The following is an 18,295-nucleotide window of genomic DNA, read 5'->3' on the forward strand; positions in this document are numbered from 1 at the left end:
CCATGGCATACGACGAAGAGTTGGCCGAGCGGATCCGCGAGCTCATCGAGCCCGGCCCGCACCTGGTCGAGAAGAAGATGTTCGGCGGGCTCGGCTTCATGGTCGACGGCCACATGGCCGTCGCCGCCAGCGGCCAGGGCGGCCTCCTGGCCCGCGTCGACCCGGCCGAAGAGGACGATCTCCTCGAAGCCGACCACGTCGAGATCATGATCATGGCCGGCCGCGAGGCCCACGGCTGGCTGCGCGTCCGCCCCGAGGGTCTCGCCACCGACCAGTCCCTCCGGGACTGGGTCGCCCGCAGCGTCGCCTACGCCCGTTCGCTGCCGCCGAAGAAGCGGTAGCAAGCCCGACGGCGTCGTCTGGCTCGCATGTCCCGGTAAACCAGCTTGATATCATCTTCTTAGATTTGATATCACTGTCGGAGGTGGCCATGACCCGCACGATCATCGACGTAGACGACGATGCGCTGGCTCTCGCCGCGCGTCATCTCGGTACCACCACCAAGAAGGACACCGTGAACGCGGCCCTGCGTGAGGTGGCCGATCGGCGGCGCCGAGCCGCGGCGATCCAGCGGATGCGCGAAATGGTCGCCGATGGTGAGATCGACCTAGCCGGCAGCGACGAGGAGGGGCAAATCGGCGGCGCCGCATGAGCGAACGCAGCGAGCTGTTCCTTGCCGATACCAGCGCACTCGTCCGGTTCTTCCGGAATCAGACCGGCCCAGAATGGAATCAGGTCTTCGACGCGGGTCTGGTCGGAATCTGTGAGCCGGTGCGTCAGGAGTATCTCCGCGCGGTCGGTGGCCGCCCCGCGTACTACGAGGCCGATGCGCTACTGCAGGAGATATTTCCGTACTTCGCCATGCGGGAATCGGTGTGGGATGACACCGCGGACCTGCAGCACCAGCTCGCCGACCAGGGGTGGCACCAAAGTGCCGGACCGGTCGACCTGCTGGTCTCCGTGACGGCCGTACATCACAAACTCACCGTGCTGCACGCCGACCGGGATTTCGACACGATCGCGCGGGTGACCGGCCAGCCTGTCGAACGCATTCGCTAGGTCAGGAGCGCCAGCGTTCCGGGGTGACTGGGGCGTCCCAGGCGCGGGAGTAGCGGCGGGTGTCGGCGGCGTTGGATTCCTTGGCGCGGTAGACGATGTAGGGGCGGGTGAGGTAGCCGACGGGGGCGCTGAACATGTGGACCAGGCGGGTGTAGGGCCACAGGGCGACCAGGACCAGTACGACCAGGCCGTGCGACTGGAAGGTCCACGGGGTGTCGACCATCAGTTCCGGCTGCGGGTTGAGCGTGAAAAGGCTACGGAACCACGGGGATACGGATTCGCGATAGTTGTAGGTGCCCCACAGCAGGTTGCTGCCCCAGGTGTTGAGCAGTCCGGTGACCAGCGCGGCGGTCAGCAGGACGTACATGAGCTTGTCGTTGCGGGTGGTCGCCTTGCGAACCGCCGGTACCGTGAACCGCCGATAGAGCAGGATGCCGACGCCGGCCAGCACCGACAGGCCCGCGACCGATCCCGCGCCGACGGCGATGATGTGATACGTGTGTTCGGAGATCCCGACCGCGGTGGTCCAGGACTCCGGGATGAGCACGCCGAGCACGTGGCCGCCGAACACTCCGACCATGCCGAAGTGGAACAGCGGGCTGCCCAGCCGTAGCAGTCTGCTCTCGTAGATCTGGGAAGACCTTGTGGTCCAGCCGAATTGGTCGTTGCGGTAGCGCCAGACATGTCCCAGCACGAACGAGGTGAACGCCACGTAGGGCAGGATCAGCCACAGTTCGGTGGGCAGGTGCGGTACATAGTTCATCGACGGCCTCCGGCGGAATCGAACATGGCGGGGTCCATGGCGAAGGGCTCGAGGCCCACCTCCTCCTCCGGCGGACCCTGCGCGGCGAGTTCGGCGATCTTGCGGCGGTCGGCGGTGGTCAGCGGCGGCAGTGTCGCCACCACCGCGCCCAGCACGCCCGCGTACGGAGATCCGGTGTCGGACAGGGACAGTCGCAGCAGTTCGATGACCGGAACGTGTTCGCCGAGCAGGCGTTCACCGCCGATCGGATCGATCGTGGCCGCGAATTCCAGCAGCACCGGCAGGTGGTCGGGCAGTTCGTGATCGCCGAGTTCGACGCCCGCGTGCCGGTAGGCGTGCTTGAACCGCAGCAGCGCCATACCGCGCTTGCGGGTGTCGCCGTAGGCGTAGAAGGTCAGGTGCAGGCTGGCGCGGCGGCGCAGATCGAAGGTCTCGACATAGGAAGCGGCCAGTTCCAGCGGCGGTGTGGCGCGCAGATGCTCGAGCAGTCCGGTGAACTGCGGTCGCACCTGCTCCGGCAATTCGGCTGTGGCGCTGGACAACTGGTCCAGCAGCGCGAGCGCCGACTCGTTCGGATAGTCCAGCAGCAGCGCCGCCATCCGCCAGATCAGCCGGCGCTCGTGCTCGGACATCCGGACGGCCGGTTCGGGGCGCCGCCGCACTTTCAGCAGACTCATTGCGCGGCTCCCCGCGCGGACACGGACGACGATCCCGGCGCGGCGCCGTTGCCTGCCGGGATCGTCGAACCGTTCGCGGCAGCGCCGTTGCTGCCGTTGCCGGTAGCGCCGTTGGCCCCGTTCGCCGACCCCGGCTCCTGCCGTCCCCCTTGCGCCGGCAGGAGCCCGCTGGTCGACTTGCCGTCCCAGTTCAACAGATTGATCCGATTCGACTTCTCTTCCGGCGCAGCGCCATTGGTGTCGGTGAGATGGAACTTCTCCACCATCTGATCGAACGCCGTCATGCCGGGCCCGCCGTCGTTGTCCAGGCTGCATCCGGTCGCGAGCGCGTCCAGCTGGTGCGCCTCGGACCCCGCTCCGGTCGGAATCACGTACCGGTCTTCGTATTTCGCGATGGCGAGCAGCCGGTACATGGCTTCGATCTCCTCCGGCTCGAGCCGCACGTTCGGCGCGATCGAGGGATCCGGTTCGACGCCGAGGTTGACCGATCGCATGAACGACCGCATCCCGGCCAGGCGCTGCAACGCGGCCCGCACCGGCCCGATCTCTCCGGCGGTGAACAGTTCGGCCAGGTACTCCACCGGAATTCGCAGCGCGTCGATGGCGCCGAACAGATTCCGCGCGTCCTCGCCGTCGTGCCCGGTCTCGGAGAGGACGTCCACCACGGGCGACAGCGGCGGCACATACCAGACCATGGGCATGGTCCGGTATTCCGGATGCAGCGGCAGCGCGATCTGGTAGTCCACGATCAGCTTGTAGACCGGCGAGTTCTGCGCGGCTTCGATCCACTCCGGCGAGATCCCGGCGCGTTCGGCCTCGGCGATGACGCGCGGGTCATGCGGGTTCAGGAAGACCCCGAGCTGGGAGGGGTACAGATCCTTGGTGTCGGTGACCGAGGCCGCCTCTTGCACCCTGTCCGCGTCGTAGAGCATGACGCCGATGTAGCGCAGCCGGCCCACACAGGTCTCCGAGCACACGGTCGGGATGCCGACCTCCACGCGCGGGTAGCAGAAGGTGCACTTCTCGGCTTTGCCGGTCTTGTGGTTGAAGTAGATCTTCTTGTACGGGCAGCCGGTGACGCATTGCCGCCAGCCGCGGCACTTGTCCTGATCGACCAGCACGATGCCGTCTTCGGCGCGCTTGTAGATGGCGCCGGAGGGACACGAGGCCGCGCAAGACGGATTGAGGCAATGCTCGCAGATTCGCGGCAGGTAGAACATGAAGGTCTCTTCGAACTCCAGTTTCACCTTGTCCGACAGGCGTCCGAGCAGCGGGTCCTTACCGACCTGCTCGGGGCCGGAGCCGAGGTCGTCGTCCCAGTTGGCGCCCCAGGTGACCTGCGTGTCCTCGCCGGTGATCAGCGATTTCGGCCGGGCCACCGGTGTGGTGTCGATCGGCGGGCTGGCCAGCAGGTTGTCGTAGTCGTAGCTCCACGGTTCGTAGTAGTCCGAGACCGTGGGCATATCGGGGTTGGCGAAGATATTGAGCAGCCGCTTCATGCGCGAGCCCGACTTCAGGGTCAGCTTGCCGCGCTTGGTGAGCGTCCAGCCACCCTTCCACTTCTCCTGGTCCTGGTATTGACGTGGATACCCTTGTCCCGGGCGGGTTTCCACATTGTTGAACCAGACGTATTCGGTGCCGCCGCGATTGGTCCAGGCCTGCTTGCAGGTGACGCTGCAGGTGTGGCAGCCGATGCATTTGTCCAGGTTCATCACCATGGCCATCTGAGCCATAACGCGCATAGCTAGTACTCCACGTTCTGCGAGCGACGCCGGATGGTCGTGACCTCGTCGCGTTGATTTCCGGTGGGGCCGTGGTAATTCAGGGCGAAGGACTGCTGGGCGTATCCGCCGATGAGATGCGAGGGCTTGATCATGATCCGGGTCAGCGCATTGTGGATGCCGCCGCGTTTGCCCTTGCCCGCCTTGGTGTCCGCCGCGCCTTCGATGCGCGGCACGTCCACCGCCCGGTCCTGCGCGTGATACATGAACACCGTGCCCTCGGGCATCCGGTGCGAGACGATGGCGCGCGCCACCACGATGCCGTTGCGGTTGATCGCCTCGATCCAATCGTTGTCGGACACACCGATCTTCGCGGCGTCCCGGTCCGACATCCAGATCGACTGTCCGCCCCGCGAGAGTGTGAGCATGTGCAGGTTGTCCTGGTAGGCGGAGTGGATCGACCACTTCGAGTGCGGGGTCAGATAGCGCACGGTGACCCCGTTCGATCCGACGTCGCCGACGCCCGGCTCACTGAACAGCGCGGTCATATCCAGCGGCGGCCGGAAGATCGGCAGCTGCTCGCCGAGTTCGATCATCCAGTCGTGGTCGAGGTAGAAGTGCTGGCGACCGGTGAGCGTGTGCCAGGGCTTCAGCCGCTCGGTATTGATGGTGAACGGCGAGTAGCGGCGGCCGCCGGTCTCGCTGCCGGACCATTCCGGGGAGGTGATCACCGGCACCGGCCGCGCCTGGGTGTCGGCGAAGGTGATCTGCTTGCCCTCGTGCTCGGCGGCCAGGTCGGCGAGTTCGGTGCCGGTGCGCCGTTCCAGTGCCTCGAAGCCCTCCACGGCCAGACGGCCGTTGGTGGTGCCCGACAGCGCCAGGATGGTCTCGGCGGCGTGGGTGTCCTTGGCCAGCGACGGACGTCCCTGCGCCACACCGGAAACCACGGTGCCGTTCACCCCGGCGAGGTAGGCGACTTCCTTCTCCGGGTAGGTGGTGATGCCCTTGGTGGTGACGCCGAGCGTCTCCACCAGTGGACCGAGCGCGGCCATCTTCTCGGCGATGTTCGGGTAATCCCGTTCCACCACAACCAGTTTCGGCATGGTCTTACCCGGAATCGGCTCGCACTCACCGGCTTTCCAGTCCAGCACCCGGCCACCGGCCTGGGCCAGCGCGTCCGGGGAGTCGTGCTGCAACGGCACCGCGACGATGTCCTTGCGCTTGCCCAGGTGCTTCTCGGCCATCCAGGAGAAGCCGCGCGCGATCCGGTGGAAGGCCTCGAAGTCGGTCTTGGCCTCCCACGGCGGCGAGATCGCCGGGGAGAACGCGTGCACGAACGGGTGCATGTCGGTCGAGGACAGGTCGTGCTTTTCGTACCAGGTGGCGGCGGGCAGCACGATATCGGAGAACAGCGTGGTGCTCGTCATCCGGAAGTCCAGCGACAGCAGCAGATCCAGCTTCCCGGTCGGTGCCTCGTCGCGCCAGACCAGTTCCTGCGGTCGCACGCCGGTCGCGTCGGTGGTCTGCACATTGGAATCCGCGCCCAGCAGGTGCTTGTGGAAGTACTCGTTGCCCTTGCCGGAGGACCCGAGCAGATTCGCCCGCCAGACGGTGAGCACGCGCGGGAAGTTCTCCGGTGCGTCGGGGTCCTCGCAGGCGAACCGCAATTCCTCGGATTTCAGGCCCGCGACCACATGATCGGCGGCCGAGGTGCCCGCTGCCTCGGCCTCGTCGACGAGGTCGAGCGGATTGCGGTTGAACGTCGGGTAGCTCGGCATCCAGCCGAGGCGGCTGGCCAGCGCGATATTGTCGGCCGCGGTGCGCCCGGCGAAGGTGCCCGCGCCCAGCGGCGAGGCGAAGGACTCGGAGGTGAACGGGTCGTAGCGCCACTGGTCGTTGGTCAGGTACCAGAACACGGTGCCCTGCATCTGGCGCGGCGGACGCTGCCAGTCCAGGCCGAATGCCAGTGTGGACCAACCGGTTACGGGTCGGCACTTCTCCTGGCCGACGTAGTGCGCCCAGCCGCCGCCGTTGACGCCCTGGCATCCGGTCAGCAGGGTGAGCGTGAAGAAGGCGCGGTAGATCTGGTCGGAGTGGAACCAGTGGTTGGTGCCCGCGCCCATGAGGATCATCGAGCGGCCGCCGGAACGGTCCGCGTTGTCGGCGAATTCGCGCGCGACCCGGATCGCCTGCTGGGCCGGAACGCCGGTGATGGTCTCCTGCCAGGCGGGGGTGTAGGGCTGGGTGGCGTCGTCGTAGCCGGTCGCCCAGTCGCCGGGCAGGCCCGCGCGCCCCACGCCGTACTGCGCGAGCAGCAGGTCGAACACCGTGGTCACCCGGCGACCGGCGACCAGCCGGGTGGGCACGCCGCGCAGCAGCACTCCGGCGGTGTCGGTGTCGAAGCGCGGCATGCGCACCGCGACAGGTTCCGCGTCGGCCGCGCCGTAGAGGGTCAGCAGCGGGTCGACGCCCTCCAGGTCCAGGTTCCATTTGCCCGCGTCCTCGGGCGTGAAGCGATGTCCCAGCGAGCCGTTGGGCACCACCGGCTGCCCGGCGGCGTCGAGCAGCACCGGCTTGTGCGCGGCGGTGTCGTCGGCGGCGCCGAGATCGGCCGCGGTGAGGAACTTTCCGGCCAGGGCGCCGTCGTGGTGGTATTCGCCCGAGCCGTCCCAGCCCTGCGGGTCGTCCAGGCAGACCAGGTAGGGCAGGTCGGTGTATTTCTTGATGTAGTCCAGGAAGCGGGGCGTCTGGTTCTCGACGAAGAACTCGCGCAGGATCACGTGGCCCATCGACATGGCGAGCGCGGCGTCGGTACCCGGTCGCGCGGCCACCCATTCGTCGGCGAATTTGGTGTTGTCGGCATAGTCGGGGGAGACCACCACGACCTTCTGCCCGCGGTAGCGCGCCTCGGTCATGTAGTGCGCGTCCGGCGTCCGGGTGACCGGCACGTTGGAGCCCCACATGATCAGGTAGCCCGCGTCGAACCAGTCCGCCGATTCCGGCACGTCGGTCTGGTCGCCGAACACCTGCGGTGAGGCCACCGGCAGGTCGGCGTACCAGTCGTAGAACGACAGCATCGAGCCGCCGAGCAGCGAGATGAACCGGGCGCCCACGGCATGGCTGACCATCGACATCGCCGGAATGGGGGAGAAGCCCGCCACCCGGTCCGGCCCGTACTTCTTGATCGTGTGCACGTGCGCGGCCGCGGCGATCTCGGCGGCCTCCCACCATTCGGCCCGGACCAGGCCGCCCTTGCCGCGCGCGGCCTTGTAGCGCTTGGCCTGCTCCGGGTCCTCGACGATGGACTCCCAGGCCAGCACCGGATCCTTGAGCCGCTCCTTGGCCGCGCGATACAGCTCGAGCAGCACGCCGCGCACATACGGGTAGCGGACGCGCGCGGGCGAATACGTGTACCACGAGAAGGACGCGCCGCGTGGGCAGCCGCGCGGTTCGTACTCGGGCTTGTCCGCGCCGACCGAGGGGTAGTCGGTCTGCTGCGATTCCCAGGTGATCACGCCGTCCTTGACGTAGATCTTCCAGGAGCAGGACCCGGTGCAGTTCACGCCGTGGGTCGAGCGCACGACCTTGTCGTGCGCCCAGCGGTCCCGGTAGAACTCGTCGGCGCCGCGACCGCCGACCTTGTGCAGGCTGCGCTGGTCGGTGGAGATCTCGCCGCGCTGAAAGTACTTCCCCAGGGCGAGGAGCGCGTCACCAGATGCGGCGGATGGCAGGCTTGCAGAATTAACCACGACGCCCCTTCGGCTGAGTGAATCGGGCTGTTGGCTCCGACTGTAAGGAGGCTTGGGCGCGCGGCCAAATGATTCTCTCACAGCTCGCGACGGCCGCCTGTGCGTTGTGAGGACGGCGCAACACACCGGTCACTGCATGGTTGCGACGTAGGTCACCGAGGCGCGGTGCGACCTGGCTATATGCGGGTTGACCGGGTGAAACATCGCGTCCGGCAGATGTTTCGGGGGCTTGGCGGTGAAGCTTTGGAAACCGGGGGTTCTCGGCTGCTTAATATTTGTTTACACAACCCGCGGGCCTTCGCGGCCGCCCTGACGGCGTGCCGACCGGGTCATGATTACCCGGTTCGGAGGCCGAGTTTATCGATCTTCTATCTATTAGCTCTAGGTTTGCCGAATATTCGGGTCGGGCAGATTATTCTGCACTCATGCAGGCCGAGCACCCGGAACCGTCGTATCGAGAAAGCCGTCGCCGCGTCTAGCTGAAGGAGCCCGTTCCGTGCCACGCAAAACGACCGACATCGCCGACGATCACCTATTGCGGCCGCCGAGCTTCGGCGGCCTGCTCCGCAGACTCCGGGACGAACGCCATATGTCCCGGGAGAAACTGGCCTTCGCCGCCGGGGTCAGCGCCAGTTACATCACCCACCTCGAGGGCGGCGATCGCGAGCATCCCACCCGGGCCGTGGTGGACGCGCTGATCGGCTACCTGGACGGCATTCGTCCACTGCTCCCCGTCGAGCGCAGGCACCTCTACGATCTGGCCGGACTGGTCGAGGACGCCTTCCCCAGTGTCGAGCAGCTGCGTTCATCGATCGACGACGATATGCGGCGCGGCCTGCTGGTGCACCGGCCCAACGCGGCCGGCTATATCGACACCCGCTGGAACGTGCTGTCCTGCAACGACGTCTACGCCGATATGTTCCCCGGCCTGGTCGAGGACGTGAACGTGCTGCGCTGGTTCTTCGGCAACGAGATGTCCAAACAGGTGATGGTCGAGTGGGAGCGCGAGGCCGGCAACACCGTCAACTGGCTGCGCGGACTGATCGGCCAGACCGGCGACACCGCCTGGTCCAGCACGCTGCTGGAAGAGCTCGGCGGCTACCCCGAGTTCCGGAGCATGTGGGCCACGGGCGGCACCGCCTACGGTCGCGAGACCCCCGACATGCGGCTGCGCGACCCGAATACCGGGGAGTCCTACAGCCTGTCCGTGCAGATGTTCCGGGTGGACTCCACCAATCATCCGGGGCGGATGCAGTTCTTCCTCGGCATCCGCCAGCCCGTCCCGGTGGGCTAGGGCCGCACCTCGGCGAACGTCTCGACCCAGCGGTGCGGTGCCCGCGCCGGGTTGGGCTCGCCCGCCCGGTGCACACCGACCGCCGACCAGCCCGCCGCCACGGCGGCGTCGAGCTCGTCCGGATGGTCGGACAGGAACAGGATTCGCTCCGGTGCGACACCGATCGCACCGGAGATCTTGTCGTAGGACGTGGCCTCGCGCTTGGGTCCCGCGCTGGACAGATCGAAATAACCGGAGACCAGGGGGCTCAGCGATCCGCCCCGCGCGAACTCGAACCAATCCCGTTGATTGCGAACAGAACCCGACGAATAGACATACAGCCGCAGTCCGGCGTCGTGCCAGCGGGTCAATGCGGGAACGACATCGGGGAAGAACTCCCCGTGCAGTGCGCCGGACCGGAAACCCTCCGCGCAGATGACGCCCTGCGCGGTCTTCAAGGGTTCGGCCTTCACATCCGAATCCAGCCAGCCGCGCAGGATCTCGGCAACAGCGGCCGGATCCGCTTCGGGGCGATCGGCCAGCTCGCGCGTCTCGGCGAGGACGGAAGCCGCTGCGCCGTCGGCGTTTTCGCTCAGCCACTGCGGCAGCCGGGCGCGTGTGTAGCCGTAGAGATCCTCCCGGACCGAGCTCGTCGGGCTGGTGGTGCCCTCGATATCGACGACGACCGTGCTGACCCGCCCCGTCGGCTGCGCCTCCTGCTGTTCCCGAGATTTCACCGAGCCGCCAGCAGTTCGTCGAGGGTCGGGAATCCGGCGCTGATCTTGTCGCCGGTGAAATCGCCGATCCAGCCGTCCTCCTCCTCGAAGAAGCGCAGGGCGACGAAATCGGGGCGGCTGCCCATATCGAACCAGTGCAGCGTGCCCGCGGGGACCGATACCAGATCGCCCGCCTCGCACACCGTGGCCAGCACCTCGTCCCCGATGTGCAGGTAGAAGCAGCCGCGGCCGGCGGCGAAGAAGCGGACCTCGTCCTCGGCGTGGCGGTGCTCGTCCAGGAACTTCTCCCGCGCGGCCTCGGCGAGGGCGGGCCATTCCGGGTTGCTCTCGTCGGGGTGGATCCGGGCGACGTCGATGTGGCGGTAGCGGCCACCGGCATCGAGCGTGGCGATGCGGTCCGCGTACTCGGCCAGCAGATCCTCCGATGCGATGGCGGCCGCGTTCGACAGCGTCGGCCAGTGCTCGAAAGTGATGCCGCGCTGGGCCAGTTCGGCGGCGATCACCGCGTCGTCGGTGGTGCGTACCGTGACCTCGGCGGCGTCCGTGGCGGCCATGATCTGGAGCAGAGTCATTGTCTTATCCAATCTCTGGGAGCGGGGAGGGCTGGTCGTAGGCGTGCCGGCGGCCGGTCCGGGCCACCAGCTCGCACAGCGCCTCCAGGCATTCGGCGCGATCGCGGGCCGTGGACAGATTGTCCCCCCACGCGGTGATGCCGTGGCCCGCGATGCCCAATACCGGTGGGGCGTCCGGATTCTCGGTGAGAAAGCGTTCGATGTCGGCGCCGATGCGGGGAACCTCGGCCCAATTCGGGAACACCGGGATATCGATGGCGTCGGTGCGGCCCAAACCCTTGATCAGCTCGAAGTCGGTGATACGCAAGGTGGTTCGGGTGTCCCGAGCGCCGGATCGGGTGGAAATGGTTGTCGCGTAAGGGGAATGGACATGCACGACGGCCTGTGCACCGGTGCTGCGGTAGACAGCGGTGTGGATGGAGGTCTCCGCCGACGGATGCCGCGGCTGCCCCGGCGCGGGCTGGTTGTCGGAGATCGCTACGGTGACCATGTCCGCCGGGGTGAGTTCCCCCTTGGACAAGCCGCTGCCGGTCACGACGGCCGAATCACCTTGCCGCACCGAGATATTGCCTGCTGTACCCGGCATCCAGCCGCGCTGGTACAGGTCGCGCGCGATACCCGCGATGGTCGCTCCCGCGTCGGCCGCGTTCGCGGCGGACTCCTGAGGGGTGCCGGTGTTGGTCACCACCGTGCGGTCGTGGTGGCGGGCGACGTCGGTGGCCTCGGTGCTGTCGCTCGGGTGGACGGTAAGGCGGCCGTTCTCGTAGACGACCCCTGATTCGGTGACCACGGCCGTGACCAACTCTGCGGGTGTCACGTCGAAGGCGGGGTTGAAGACCTCGGTGCCCGCGGGAGCCGTTGCGACACCGCCGAACTCGATGACTTCGGTGGCGGCCCGCTGTTCCACGACGATCTCCGCGCCGGTCGCCATGCCCAGATCCCGGGTCGACTCCGGTGCGACCACGACGAACGGAATCCCATGGTGGCCGGCGGCGAGGGCAAGCGCGTAGGTGCCGATCTTGTTGGCCACATCGCCATTGGCGGTGACCCGGTCCGCGCCGACCACGACGCAGTCGACCTGGCCGGTGGCCATTGCCCAGGCCGCCGCGGAATCCATGGTGAGGCGGTGCGGAATGCCCGCTTCGGCCAGCTCCCAGGTGGTCAGGCGCGCGCCCTGGAGCAGCGGACGGGTCTCGTCGACCAGCACGTCCGCGACCGCGCCGCGCTCGTACAGTATGCGCAGCGCGCCGATCGCGGTGCCGAATGCGCTGGTCGCCAGGCGGCCGGTATTGCAGTGGGTGAGCAGGCGCAACGGGCGGTCCGGCAGTAGCCGCTGGATCAGGTCGGCGGCATGTGTCGCGGCCGCCCGGTTGACCCGGCCGTCCTCGGCCAGCAGGTCCAGGGTTTCGGCGAGCACCGCCTCGGCGCCGCCCGGAATCTTCGGGACCACTCGGCGCACGGCCCAGGCCAGGTTCACCGCGGTCGGGCGAGCCTCGGCGATCCGCGCGGCCTCGGCTTCGACGGCGGCCACGTCGACCACGCCGTCGACGGTGTGCGCGGCGGTGGCGATGACCACGCCGAACGCCCCCGCGATCCCGATCGCGGGGGCGCCGCGGATGGCCAGTGTGCGAATCGCATCGATGACCTGATCGACGGTCGAGAGCCGCAGTTCCCGCACCTCGTGCGGCAGACCGCGCTGATCGATGGTGACCAGTACGCCGTCGTCCCAGCTCAGTGAACTGTCAGTCGTCAATCGCCGTCCCTATCCGAAAGCCCGCATAATGCCTGGTAAACGGTATCCGACCGGCCCTGCCCGATCGAATCCGACTCCGCTTGTTGCTGGACCGGGGCGACGATCGCATCCGTTCGCCTTTCTCGCCCGGGCCGCGGCTCGACCTGAGCACGGAGATACCGCCCGCACACAGGGCTTCCGCCGGGTTTCGCCCGCTCCTCCTGATCGGTACCGACGACCCGGTGCTGTGCGCGCCGCCGGCACCCGGCCGGTTCATCCCGGACGGAGCGCCATCTCGCTAGTCACCGAAGTCGCGCACGCGGCAACGGATCGGCGAATTCGCCTCGGAGGCGCGTCATGGCACAGACACTGGAAGCGGCTGGCTCCGAGCGTGATTCCGGCCGGCAGCCGTGGCAGGCCCTGCGCAGGGGGCAGGGCCTGGCCGGGGGTGCTGCTGGTCGTCGCCATAGCCCGTCCGGCAACCCGGACCTACTCCGCACCGACGAACCCACCACGGCCTCGGACGTCACCGTGCAGGCCGAAATCCTCCGGGCAATCGGTCGAAACCCAGCCCGTGAGTTCGCTGTTCGCCACCTTCCTTCCGGGCCCGGCTCGACGTCGTCCTGATGCTGGACTCGGAACTCGTACGGCGGTAAGGCATTCGGCTAGACCGTGGGCAGTTCGGCGCGGAGCTGGGCGGCGCGCTTGCGCGGGTCGTAGCCGGGGCCGACGCCGTCGACGAGGACCAGATTGCCGTCGATATGGTCGGCGCGCAGTGGCAGGATCGCCTGATAGGCCGGGGAGTGATACCAGGCGCGGGCCTGCTCCAGGTCGGGGAATTCGATGAGCACCATGCTGCCCGGCCATTCGCCCTCGAGCACCTCGAGCGGCGGGCCGTGGACCAGGAAGCGGCCCTGGAACGGGTCGAGGGTGTCCTGCACGCGTTCCAGGTATTCCAGAACCTCGGGGTGCGGGCGACGCGTGTGAAGGTGCGCGAAACCGTAGGCGGGCATCGGCTCTTCCTTCCGAATCGGTACCTGTACGACCGTATGTCCGCATTCGGAGGCCGGGCAATTACCTCACGGGTAATGCCGGGCCGATGAGCTGTGTGGCGGCGGGAGCTCGGCCGGGGTGTCATCGGTGGGGGTTATGTCGGGCGATGAGCTGTGTGGCGGCGCGAACTCGGCCGGAGTGCCGTCGGTAGGGGTTATATCGGGGGATCAGCCGTGTAGCGGCAGGAACTCGGCCGGAGTGCCATCGGTGGCGTGGGCCGGGACGACGACCAGGCCGTCGCGGTCGATGAGGCCGCCGAGATGCGCGGTGGAGCGGTGCGGTTCGGCCAGGAAGCCGCCGAACGGGGCGCGGCGCGCGGGCAGTACTCGGGGGACCGGGCCCGCGACCGAGGCCGCGTTGTGCAGCGGACCGAGATACGGGCGTCCGGGATGGGCGCCGGTGCGCCCTTCGACGAGGGCCGGAGCCAGCGCCATCAGGGTGGCGATGGCGGCAAACGGATTGCCGGGCAGGCCGAGAACCGTGGTGTGATCCGGCAATTCGGCCACCAGCGTGGAGCCGCCCGGACGCAGCTCCAGCCGCGGCACCAGAATCTCGGCTGCGGCGCGGGCGACCGCGCCGCGCAGCTGATCGGCGGCGCCGCCGCCGGTCGCGCCGACGATCACCAGCACATCGAATTCGCCGGTGGCGGCGAGCACATCGTCGAACCCGGTCGGTGTGTCCCGCAGGTGTACGCGATCGACAACGTGAATCCCGTACCAGGACAGCACATCCGGCAGAATCGGTCCGATCGAGTCGCGGGTCTGACCGAGCTGTAGCGGGCCCTCGCTGCGAATCTCGTCGCCGGTCATCACGATTCGCGCCCGCACCGGCCCGCGCACCAGCCCTTCGGTGACCTCTACGCTCGCCGCCGCCGAGACCAATCCTGCGGTGACCGGCGTGGCCTCCGCGGCGATCAGATCGCCGGGGCGGCGGTCCTCGCCGCTGCGCCGAATATCGTCGCGCCGCGGGCTGTCCGGCAGCCTGTGCAGTACGTTATCCGCTGTCACACTGGTGAATTCGTCGCGCAGCACGCCGGTGGTGCCGTCCGGCACATGCGCGCCGGTGGCGATGCGCACGGCCTCGCCGGGCAGCAGGCCGACCGGTCGCTGCCCGCCCGCGAAGCCGACATCACGGCGCAACTGCCACGGCCCGTCGCCACAGACGGCGTAACCGTCCATGGCGGAGACATCGAAGCGTGGCAGCGCCCCGGCCGCGAGAATGGGCGCCGCCAGCGCGGCCCCGCGCACGGCTCGAAGTTCGGTCCGATAGGCGGTGAGCCGGGCCAGCCTGCCGCGCAACACCCCGCGCGCCTCTTCCAGCGGCAGCGGCCGGATCGGCGGCGTCTGCGAGCCCGGGTGGGATCGCTGCGCCACGGCGCGGGCCTGGCGCACCTCCTCGTCGGTATCGCAGTCCGCGACCCCCGCCAGGTGCACGGTCACCGTCTCATCGGGGACCAGCGCTTTCATCGGCTGATTGACCAGCGAATCCAGCCGGGCCAGCGCCGCGGTCAGCGCGGTGCGCCGCCACACCCCGATCAGATACTGCGGGCGACCCGAACTGTCCGCCGCGAATACCGCGTCCGCCCCGGTCTCGGCCTCCTGTCTGAGCAATTCCGCGATCGCGGCGTCGGTCAGGAACGGCATGTCCGCGGCCAGCACCACCACCAGCGGTGCGGGATCCGGCTGCAGCGCGTGCAGTCCGGTGTCGATCGCCGCGACCGGGCCCGATCCCGGCGGTACCTCCCGCACCTGTGTGATGGCCGGACTCAATTCCGGACGATGCGGCCCGACCACCACGGTGCGCGCGCAGCCGGCCACCGCGGTCAGCGCCGCGTCCAGCATGGAGCGGCCGCCGATCACGATCGCGGGTTTGTCGACCCCGCCCATCCGGCTGGCCCGCCCACCGGCGAGCACAATCGCGTCGGCGGCGGTCACGGTAGGCGAATCGAGGCTGGAGACAACATGGCGACATGCTAATTCGTCCGGCCGCCCGGCCCCGCGCAGCCGGGCATCTCTCGGCACGCCGCCACAGCTCATCGTCGAGGAACCGACAGGTCGGCGGTGGCGTGCGGTCAGACCGGGGTGTAATCGGAAGTGGTTGTCAGAATGCTGAATTCGTTCGTCTCGGGGTCGGCGAGGGTGAAGGCGTCGGTCGAGAACTCCGGTTCGGCCGTGATCAACGGGGTCGCTCCGGCCGCGCGTAGCCGGCGCACATCGTCGACCGGATTGCCGGTGGGCAGGCAGGCGAGCTCGAGCCGTAGTCGATTGCGGCCCGACTTCTCATCCGGTGTGCGTACGAATTCGAGCCAGCAGCCCAGACCGGTGGCCGAGCGCAGCCCGGCCACCTCGGGGCGGGTGTAAGCGACCGGCCAGCCCGAGGCGGTGGCCCAGAACTCGGATTGCCGGGCGGGATCATGGGTATCGACCACGATGGCGGCCACCGCACCGGTGTCGACATAGTGTTCGCGGGGCTCGAGGACGCAGAACTCGTTGCCTTCGGGATCGGCGAGAACGACCCAGGGCACGCTGCCCTGGCCGATATCGATCCGGCGGGCGCCCAGGGACAGTGCCCGATCCACCTGTACGCGTTGATGATCCATTGATCGGCTGGCCAGATCGAGATGGATGCGGTTCTTGCCGAGCTTGGTGCGGGTGGCCGGTAGGAAGGTCAGGGCGATGTCCAGCCCTGCGGGGTCGGGCGCCGCCACATCCACCTCGTGGGACCGGTCCAGCGTCACCACCCAGCCGAGTAATTCGGCCCAGAAATCCGCGATCGCTCGTGGTCGGTCTGCCTCGAACACGACACACGCCAGTCGAGTGGACATTCGATAACGGTAGCGTGATCGGCTTGGCTAATCCGGAAGTTCAGCAAACCGGAAACGTGCGCCACGCAAGTCGACTCGGCCCGCACGGATCGGCACGCCCTCCTCGGCGAGCCGCTGGAGCTGGCGCTGGGCGAGATGTGCGGCGGGCTTACCGCCCGCGCCGAGCACCCGGTGCCAGGGCAGGTCGGCGGAATCGGTCCGCATGATCCAGCCGACGGTACGTGGCGTGGACAGCCCGGCCGCCTCGGCGATATCGCCGTAGGTAGCGACGCGGCCCGGCGGGATCCGCGCCACCAGAGCGCGAACCGATTCGATCTGCGCGTCGGAGGTGGGCATCGCTACAACGCCGCCCGGATGAGCGCCGCCGTCTCGGCGGGGCGTGCCTGCGGGACCATGTGATCGCAGTCGAACTCGTGCACCGTCAGGTGTGGGCCGAGATGCGCGGTGAGCGCGGCACGGAAGGCGGGTGTCACGAACGGCGGCTGCACTTTCATCGCCTGCACCAGCACGGTCGGCACCTCGGCGGGCGGCAGCACATACTCGCGCGCCAGCTGCCCCCAGTAGGACGTGATCGCGGGCAGGCTCATGCGCCATCCGACCCGGCCGGTCGCGGTCGGCACCAGGTGTTCGGTGAGTTCGGCTTCCAGTAGCCGGGATTCGACCTCGTACCAGGCGCTGGCCAGTTTGTCCTGACGGGCGTCCTCGACATCGGCGTAGTCGGGGTGGGTGATGCCGCGCTCCGCGATGTCGAACAGCAGGTCGGGATCGATCGCGATCGCGGGATCGAGGAGCACCAGCCCGCGGACCAGCTCCGGGTAGCGCCGGGCCAGATGCAGCCCGGTCGCTCCGCCGAACGAGTGACCGACCACCAGCACCGGGGCGGTGGTCTCGGCCGCCAGCAGCTCGACCAGGTCGGCGACGACCGTCTCGAAATCCCACGGCGGCACCGAGGTCGAGCGTCCGTGCCCGCGCAGATCGGGCGCGAGCACGCGGACGTCGCCGAGGTACTCCTCGGCGAGTTGCGCCCAGCGCCGGCCGTGCCCGGTCAGCCCGTGCAGCGCGAGGACCACGGGGCCCGTGGTGGGTCCGAACCGATGAACATGCAATCTCGACACCCGCCTATTCTGTCGGCTGGATCCCAGGTCCGCACGCTGCGGGGATCAGGAATTCGGGTCGGCGCCCCAACTGGGGTGCTGCGCAACCTGACTCGGTTCGGTGAGCCGACGTGGCTGGCTGCCGTCCCGGTTCATGACCCAGATCTCGGCACCGCTGTCCGGCGCGCTGCGCGCCAGGGTGTAGAGAATCTTGGCGCCGTCCGGGGAAAAGGCCGGGCCCACCGTCCAGTCGTCGGTCAGCGGCCGCACCGCGGATCCCTCGGCGTCGATCTCGTACAGTTCGGAGCGGTTCTTGCCGCCGCGATTGCTGGCGAAGACGATCGTCGTACCGTCAGGGCTGAATACCGGATCGCTGTTGAAGTGTTTGTCGGCGAGCAGTGGCCGGGCGTCGGCGCCGTCGGCGCCCATCACCCAGATCGCCGAGCCACGGCAGAACACGATCTTCGAACCGTCCGGCGAGTACGCGGGACTGCGGGACGAATCCTGATTGGGCCCGGTGGGTGCGGGCAGATCACCGAGTTTACGCAGGTCGGCACCGTCGGCGTTCATCACGAAGAGATCGCCCCCGCGCACGAAGACGATCCGCGTGCCATCGGGGGAGAAGACCGGGGTGTATCCGCCCTCGGCGAGTTTGCGCAGGCCGCTGCCGTCCACCGACACCGTGGAAATCCAGCCGCCGCCGGTCACCAGTGTGGTGCCGTCGGGCGCGAAACTCGGATCGGTGCCCGGGGCGATCTTGGTGACTCCCGAACCGTCCGGATTCATGACGAAGACCGATTCGGAATCATCGAACGCGATCTTCGCCGACCGCACGGGCTGCAATGCGGGTGTCGGCCCGGGCCCCGGCGAGGCTTCCTCCGCCGATCCACACCCCACGATAAGCCCCGCCAGCACAACGGAAATGGCGGCGACCCCCAGAAACCGGCTTCGTCTCTCTCCCATGCGCCCAACCTATCGGCACCCGGCCCGGCGGGCACCGTCCCACAGGGCCGCTGTGAAAAACCAAGGCTCGGCCGACCG

The 18,295-nt window shown here is 68.2% G+C and carries 17 protein-coding genes; 4 read left to right on the plus strand and 13 right to left on the minus strand.

Annotation, left to right across the window (positions count from 1 at the left end):
• The first annotated feature begins 2 nt into the window (after positions 1–2).
• From ACFVMC_RS10350 to ACFVMC_RS10360, 3 genes are all read left to right on the plus strand, one after another.
• Entirely contained in the window at positions 3–341 is a 339-nt protein-coding gene (locus tag ACFVMC_RS10350) for a TfoX/Sxy family protein (protein ID WP_379208783.1), read from the plus strand.
• Positions 342–430: 89 nt separating this feature from the next.
• Positions 431–652: a type II toxin-antitoxin system VapB family antitoxin gene (locus tag ACFVMC_RS10355; protein WP_379208785.1), complete on the plus strand. Its 222-nt coding sequence runs from the start codon at positions 431–433 to the stop codon at positions 650–652.
• Complete coding sequence (locus ACFVMC_RS10360) at positions 649–1,059, plus strand: PIN domain nuclease (protein WP_379208787.1); 411 nt, start codon at positions 649–651, stop codon at positions 1,057–1,059. The genes ACFVMC_RS10355 and ACFVMC_RS10360 overlap by 4 nt, the downstream gene beginning before the upstream one ends.
• Before the next feature lies 1 nt (position 1,060).
• On the opposite strand, the gene narI is transcribed toward ACFVMC_RS10360, so the two are convergent.
• Genes narI through ACFVMC_RS10380 form a run of 4 tightly spaced genes read right to left on the minus strand, consistent with a single transcriptional unit; the run spans position 1,061 to position 7,969 of the window.
• Complete coding sequence (gene narI / locus ACFVMC_RS10365) at positions 1,061–1,822, minus strand: respiratory nitrate reductase subunit gamma (protein ID WP_379208788.1); 762 nt, start codon at positions 1,820–1,822, stop codon at positions 1,061–1,063.
• Positions 1,819–2,499, minus strand: a complete 681-nt coding sequence (narJ, locus tag ACFVMC_RS10370) for a nitrate reductase molybdenum cofactor assembly chaperone (protein ID WP_379208790.1) — start codon at positions 2,497–2,499, stop codon at positions 1,819–1,821. The genes narI and narJ overlap by 4 nt, the downstream gene beginning before the upstream one ends.
• Positions 2,496–4,232, minus strand: a complete 1,737-nt coding sequence (narH, locus tag ACFVMC_RS10375) for a nitrate reductase subunit beta (RefSeq protein WP_379209509.1) — start codon at positions 4,230–4,232, stop codon at positions 2,496–2,498. The genes narJ and narH overlap by 4 nt, the downstream gene beginning before the upstream one ends.
• Before the next feature lie 11 nt (positions 4,233–4,243).
• Entirely contained in the window at positions 4,244–7,969 is a 3,726-nt protein-coding gene (locus tag ACFVMC_RS10380; RefSeq protein ID WP_379208792.1) for a nitrate reductase subunit alpha, read from the minus strand.
• A 496-nt stretch (positions 7,970–8,465) separates the two neighbouring features.
• Here ACFVMC_RS10380 and ACFVMC_RS10385 point away from each other — a divergent pair, with 496 nt between their 5' ends.
• Positions 8,466–9,263 carry a helix-turn-helix transcriptional regulator gene (locus ACFVMC_RS10385; protein WP_379208794.1) on the plus strand — a complete coding sequence of 266 codons (798 nt, stop codon included), beginning with the start codon at positions 8,466–8,468 and terminating at the stop codon, positions 9,261–9,263.
• Here the strand turns inward: ACFVMC_RS10385 and mtnC are convergent.
• The 9 genes from mtnC to ACFVMC_RS10430 form a co-directional block, all read right to left on the minus strand.
• Positions 9,260–9,979: an acireductone synthase gene (gene mtnC, locus ACFVMC_RS10390; RefSeq protein ID WP_379208796.1), complete on the minus strand. Its 720-nt coding sequence runs from the start codon at positions 9,977–9,979 to the stop codon at positions 9,260–9,262. The two genes, ACFVMC_RS10385 and mtnC, sit on opposite strands and share 4 nt — an antisense overlap.
• Positions 9,976–10,551 (minus strand): acireductone dioxygenase, encoded by a 576-nt coding sequence (locus tag ACFVMC_RS10395; protein WP_379208798.1) that lies wholly within the window; start codon positions 10,549–10,551, stop codon positions 9,976–9,978. Before ACFVMC_RS10395 ends, mtnC begins: the two co-directional genes overlap by 4 nt.
• Positions 10,552–10,555: 4 nt before the next feature.
• Positions 10,556–12,304 (minus strand): S-methyl-5-thioribose-1-phosphate isomerase, encoded by a 1,749-nt coding sequence (gene mtnA / locus ACFVMC_RS10400; RefSeq protein ID WP_379208800.1) that lies wholly within the window; start codon positions 12,302–12,304, stop codon positions 10,556–10,558.
• A gap of 644 nt (positions 12,305–12,948) precedes the next feature.
• Positions 12,949–13,296, minus strand: coding sequence for a DUF1330 domain-containing protein (locus ACFVMC_RS10405; RefSeq protein WP_379208802.1), 348 nt, complete (start codon positions 13,294–13,296; stop codon positions 12,949–12,951).
• 207 nt (positions 13,297–13,503) lie between these two features.
• Positions 13,504–15,270 (minus strand): NTP transferase domain-containing protein, encoded by a 1,767-nt coding sequence (locus tag ACFVMC_RS10410; RefSeq protein WP_379208803.1) that lies wholly within the window; start codon positions 15,268–15,270, stop codon positions 13,504–13,506.
• Between the two features lie 137 nt (positions 15,271–15,407).
• Positions 15,408–16,160, minus strand: a complete 753-nt coding sequence (locus ACFVMC_RS10415; RefSeq protein ID WP_379208805.1) for a VOC family protein — start codon at positions 16,158–16,160, stop codon at positions 15,408–15,410.
• A gap of 27 nt (positions 16,161–16,187) precedes the next feature.
• Positions 16,188–16,496, minus strand: a complete 309-nt coding sequence (locus tag ACFVMC_RS10420; protein ID WP_379208806.1) for an MGMT family protein — start codon at positions 16,494–16,496, stop codon at positions 16,188–16,190.
• 2 nt (positions 16,497–16,498) lie between these two features.
• Positions 16,499–17,275, minus strand: coding sequence for an alpha/beta fold hydrolase (locus ACFVMC_RS10425; RefSeq protein WP_379208807.1), 777 nt, complete (start codon positions 17,273–17,275; stop codon positions 16,499–16,501).
• A 45-nt stretch (positions 17,276–17,320) separates the two neighbouring features.
• Positions 17,321–18,217 (minus strand): TolB family protein, encoded by an 897-nt coding sequence (locus tag ACFVMC_RS10430; protein WP_379208809.1) that lies wholly within the window; start codon positions 18,215–18,217, stop codon positions 17,321–17,323.
• Between the last annotated feature and the right edge of the window lie 78 nt (positions 18,218–18,295).

This window comes from Nocardia sp. NPDC127579, from assembly GCF_042672005.1.
GTDB lineage: Bacteria > Actinomycetota > Actinomycetes > Mycobacteriales > Mycobacteriaceae > Nocardia.

Excerpts from the sequence above, each read along its gene's own strand:
- ACFVMC_RS10350 (WP_379208783.1), top strand. The coding sequence starts at position 3 with ATGGCATACGACGAAGAGTTGGCCGAGCGGATCCGCGAGCTCATCGAG.
- ACFVMC_RS10355 (WP_379208785.1), top strand. The coding sequence starts at position 431 with ATGACCCGCACGATCATCGACGTAGACGACGATGCGCTGGCTCTCGCC.
- ACFVMC_RS10360 (WP_379208787.1), top strand. The coding sequence starts at position 649 with ATGAGCGAACGCAGCGAGCTGTTCCTTGCCGATACCAGCGCACTCGTC.
- narI (WP_379208788.1), bottom strand. The coding sequence starts at position 1,822 with ATGAACTATGTACCGCACCTGCCCACCGAACTGTGGCTGATCCTGCCC.
- narJ (WP_379208790.1), bottom strand. The coding sequence starts at position 2,499 with ATGAGTCTGCTGAAAGTGCGGCGGCGCCCCGAACCGGCCGTCCGGATG.
- narH (WP_379209509.1), bottom strand. The coding sequence starts at position 4,232 with ATGGCTCAGATGGCCATGGTGATGAACCTGGACAAATGCATCGGCTGC.
- ACFVMC_RS10395 (WP_379208798.1), bottom strand. The coding sequence starts at position 10,551 with ATGACTCTGCTCCAGATCATGGCCGCCACGGACGCCGCCGAGGTCACG.
- ACFVMC_RS10405 (WP_379208802.1), bottom strand. The coding sequence starts at position 13,296 with ATGCCCGCCTACGGTTTCGCGCACCTTCACACGCGTCGCCCGCACCCC.
- ACFVMC_RS10415 (WP_379208805.1), bottom strand. The coding sequence starts at position 16,160 with ATGTCCACTCGACTGGCGTGTGTCGTGTTCGAGGCAGACCGACCACGA.
- ACFVMC_RS10420 (WP_379208806.1), bottom strand. The coding sequence starts at position 16,496 with ATGCCCACCTCCGACGCGCAGATCGAATCGGTTCGCGCTCTGGTGGCG.
- ACFVMC_RS10430 (WP_379208809.1), bottom strand. The coding sequence starts at position 18,217 with ATGGGAGAGAGACGAAGCCGGTTTCTGGGGGTCGCCGCCATTTCCGTT.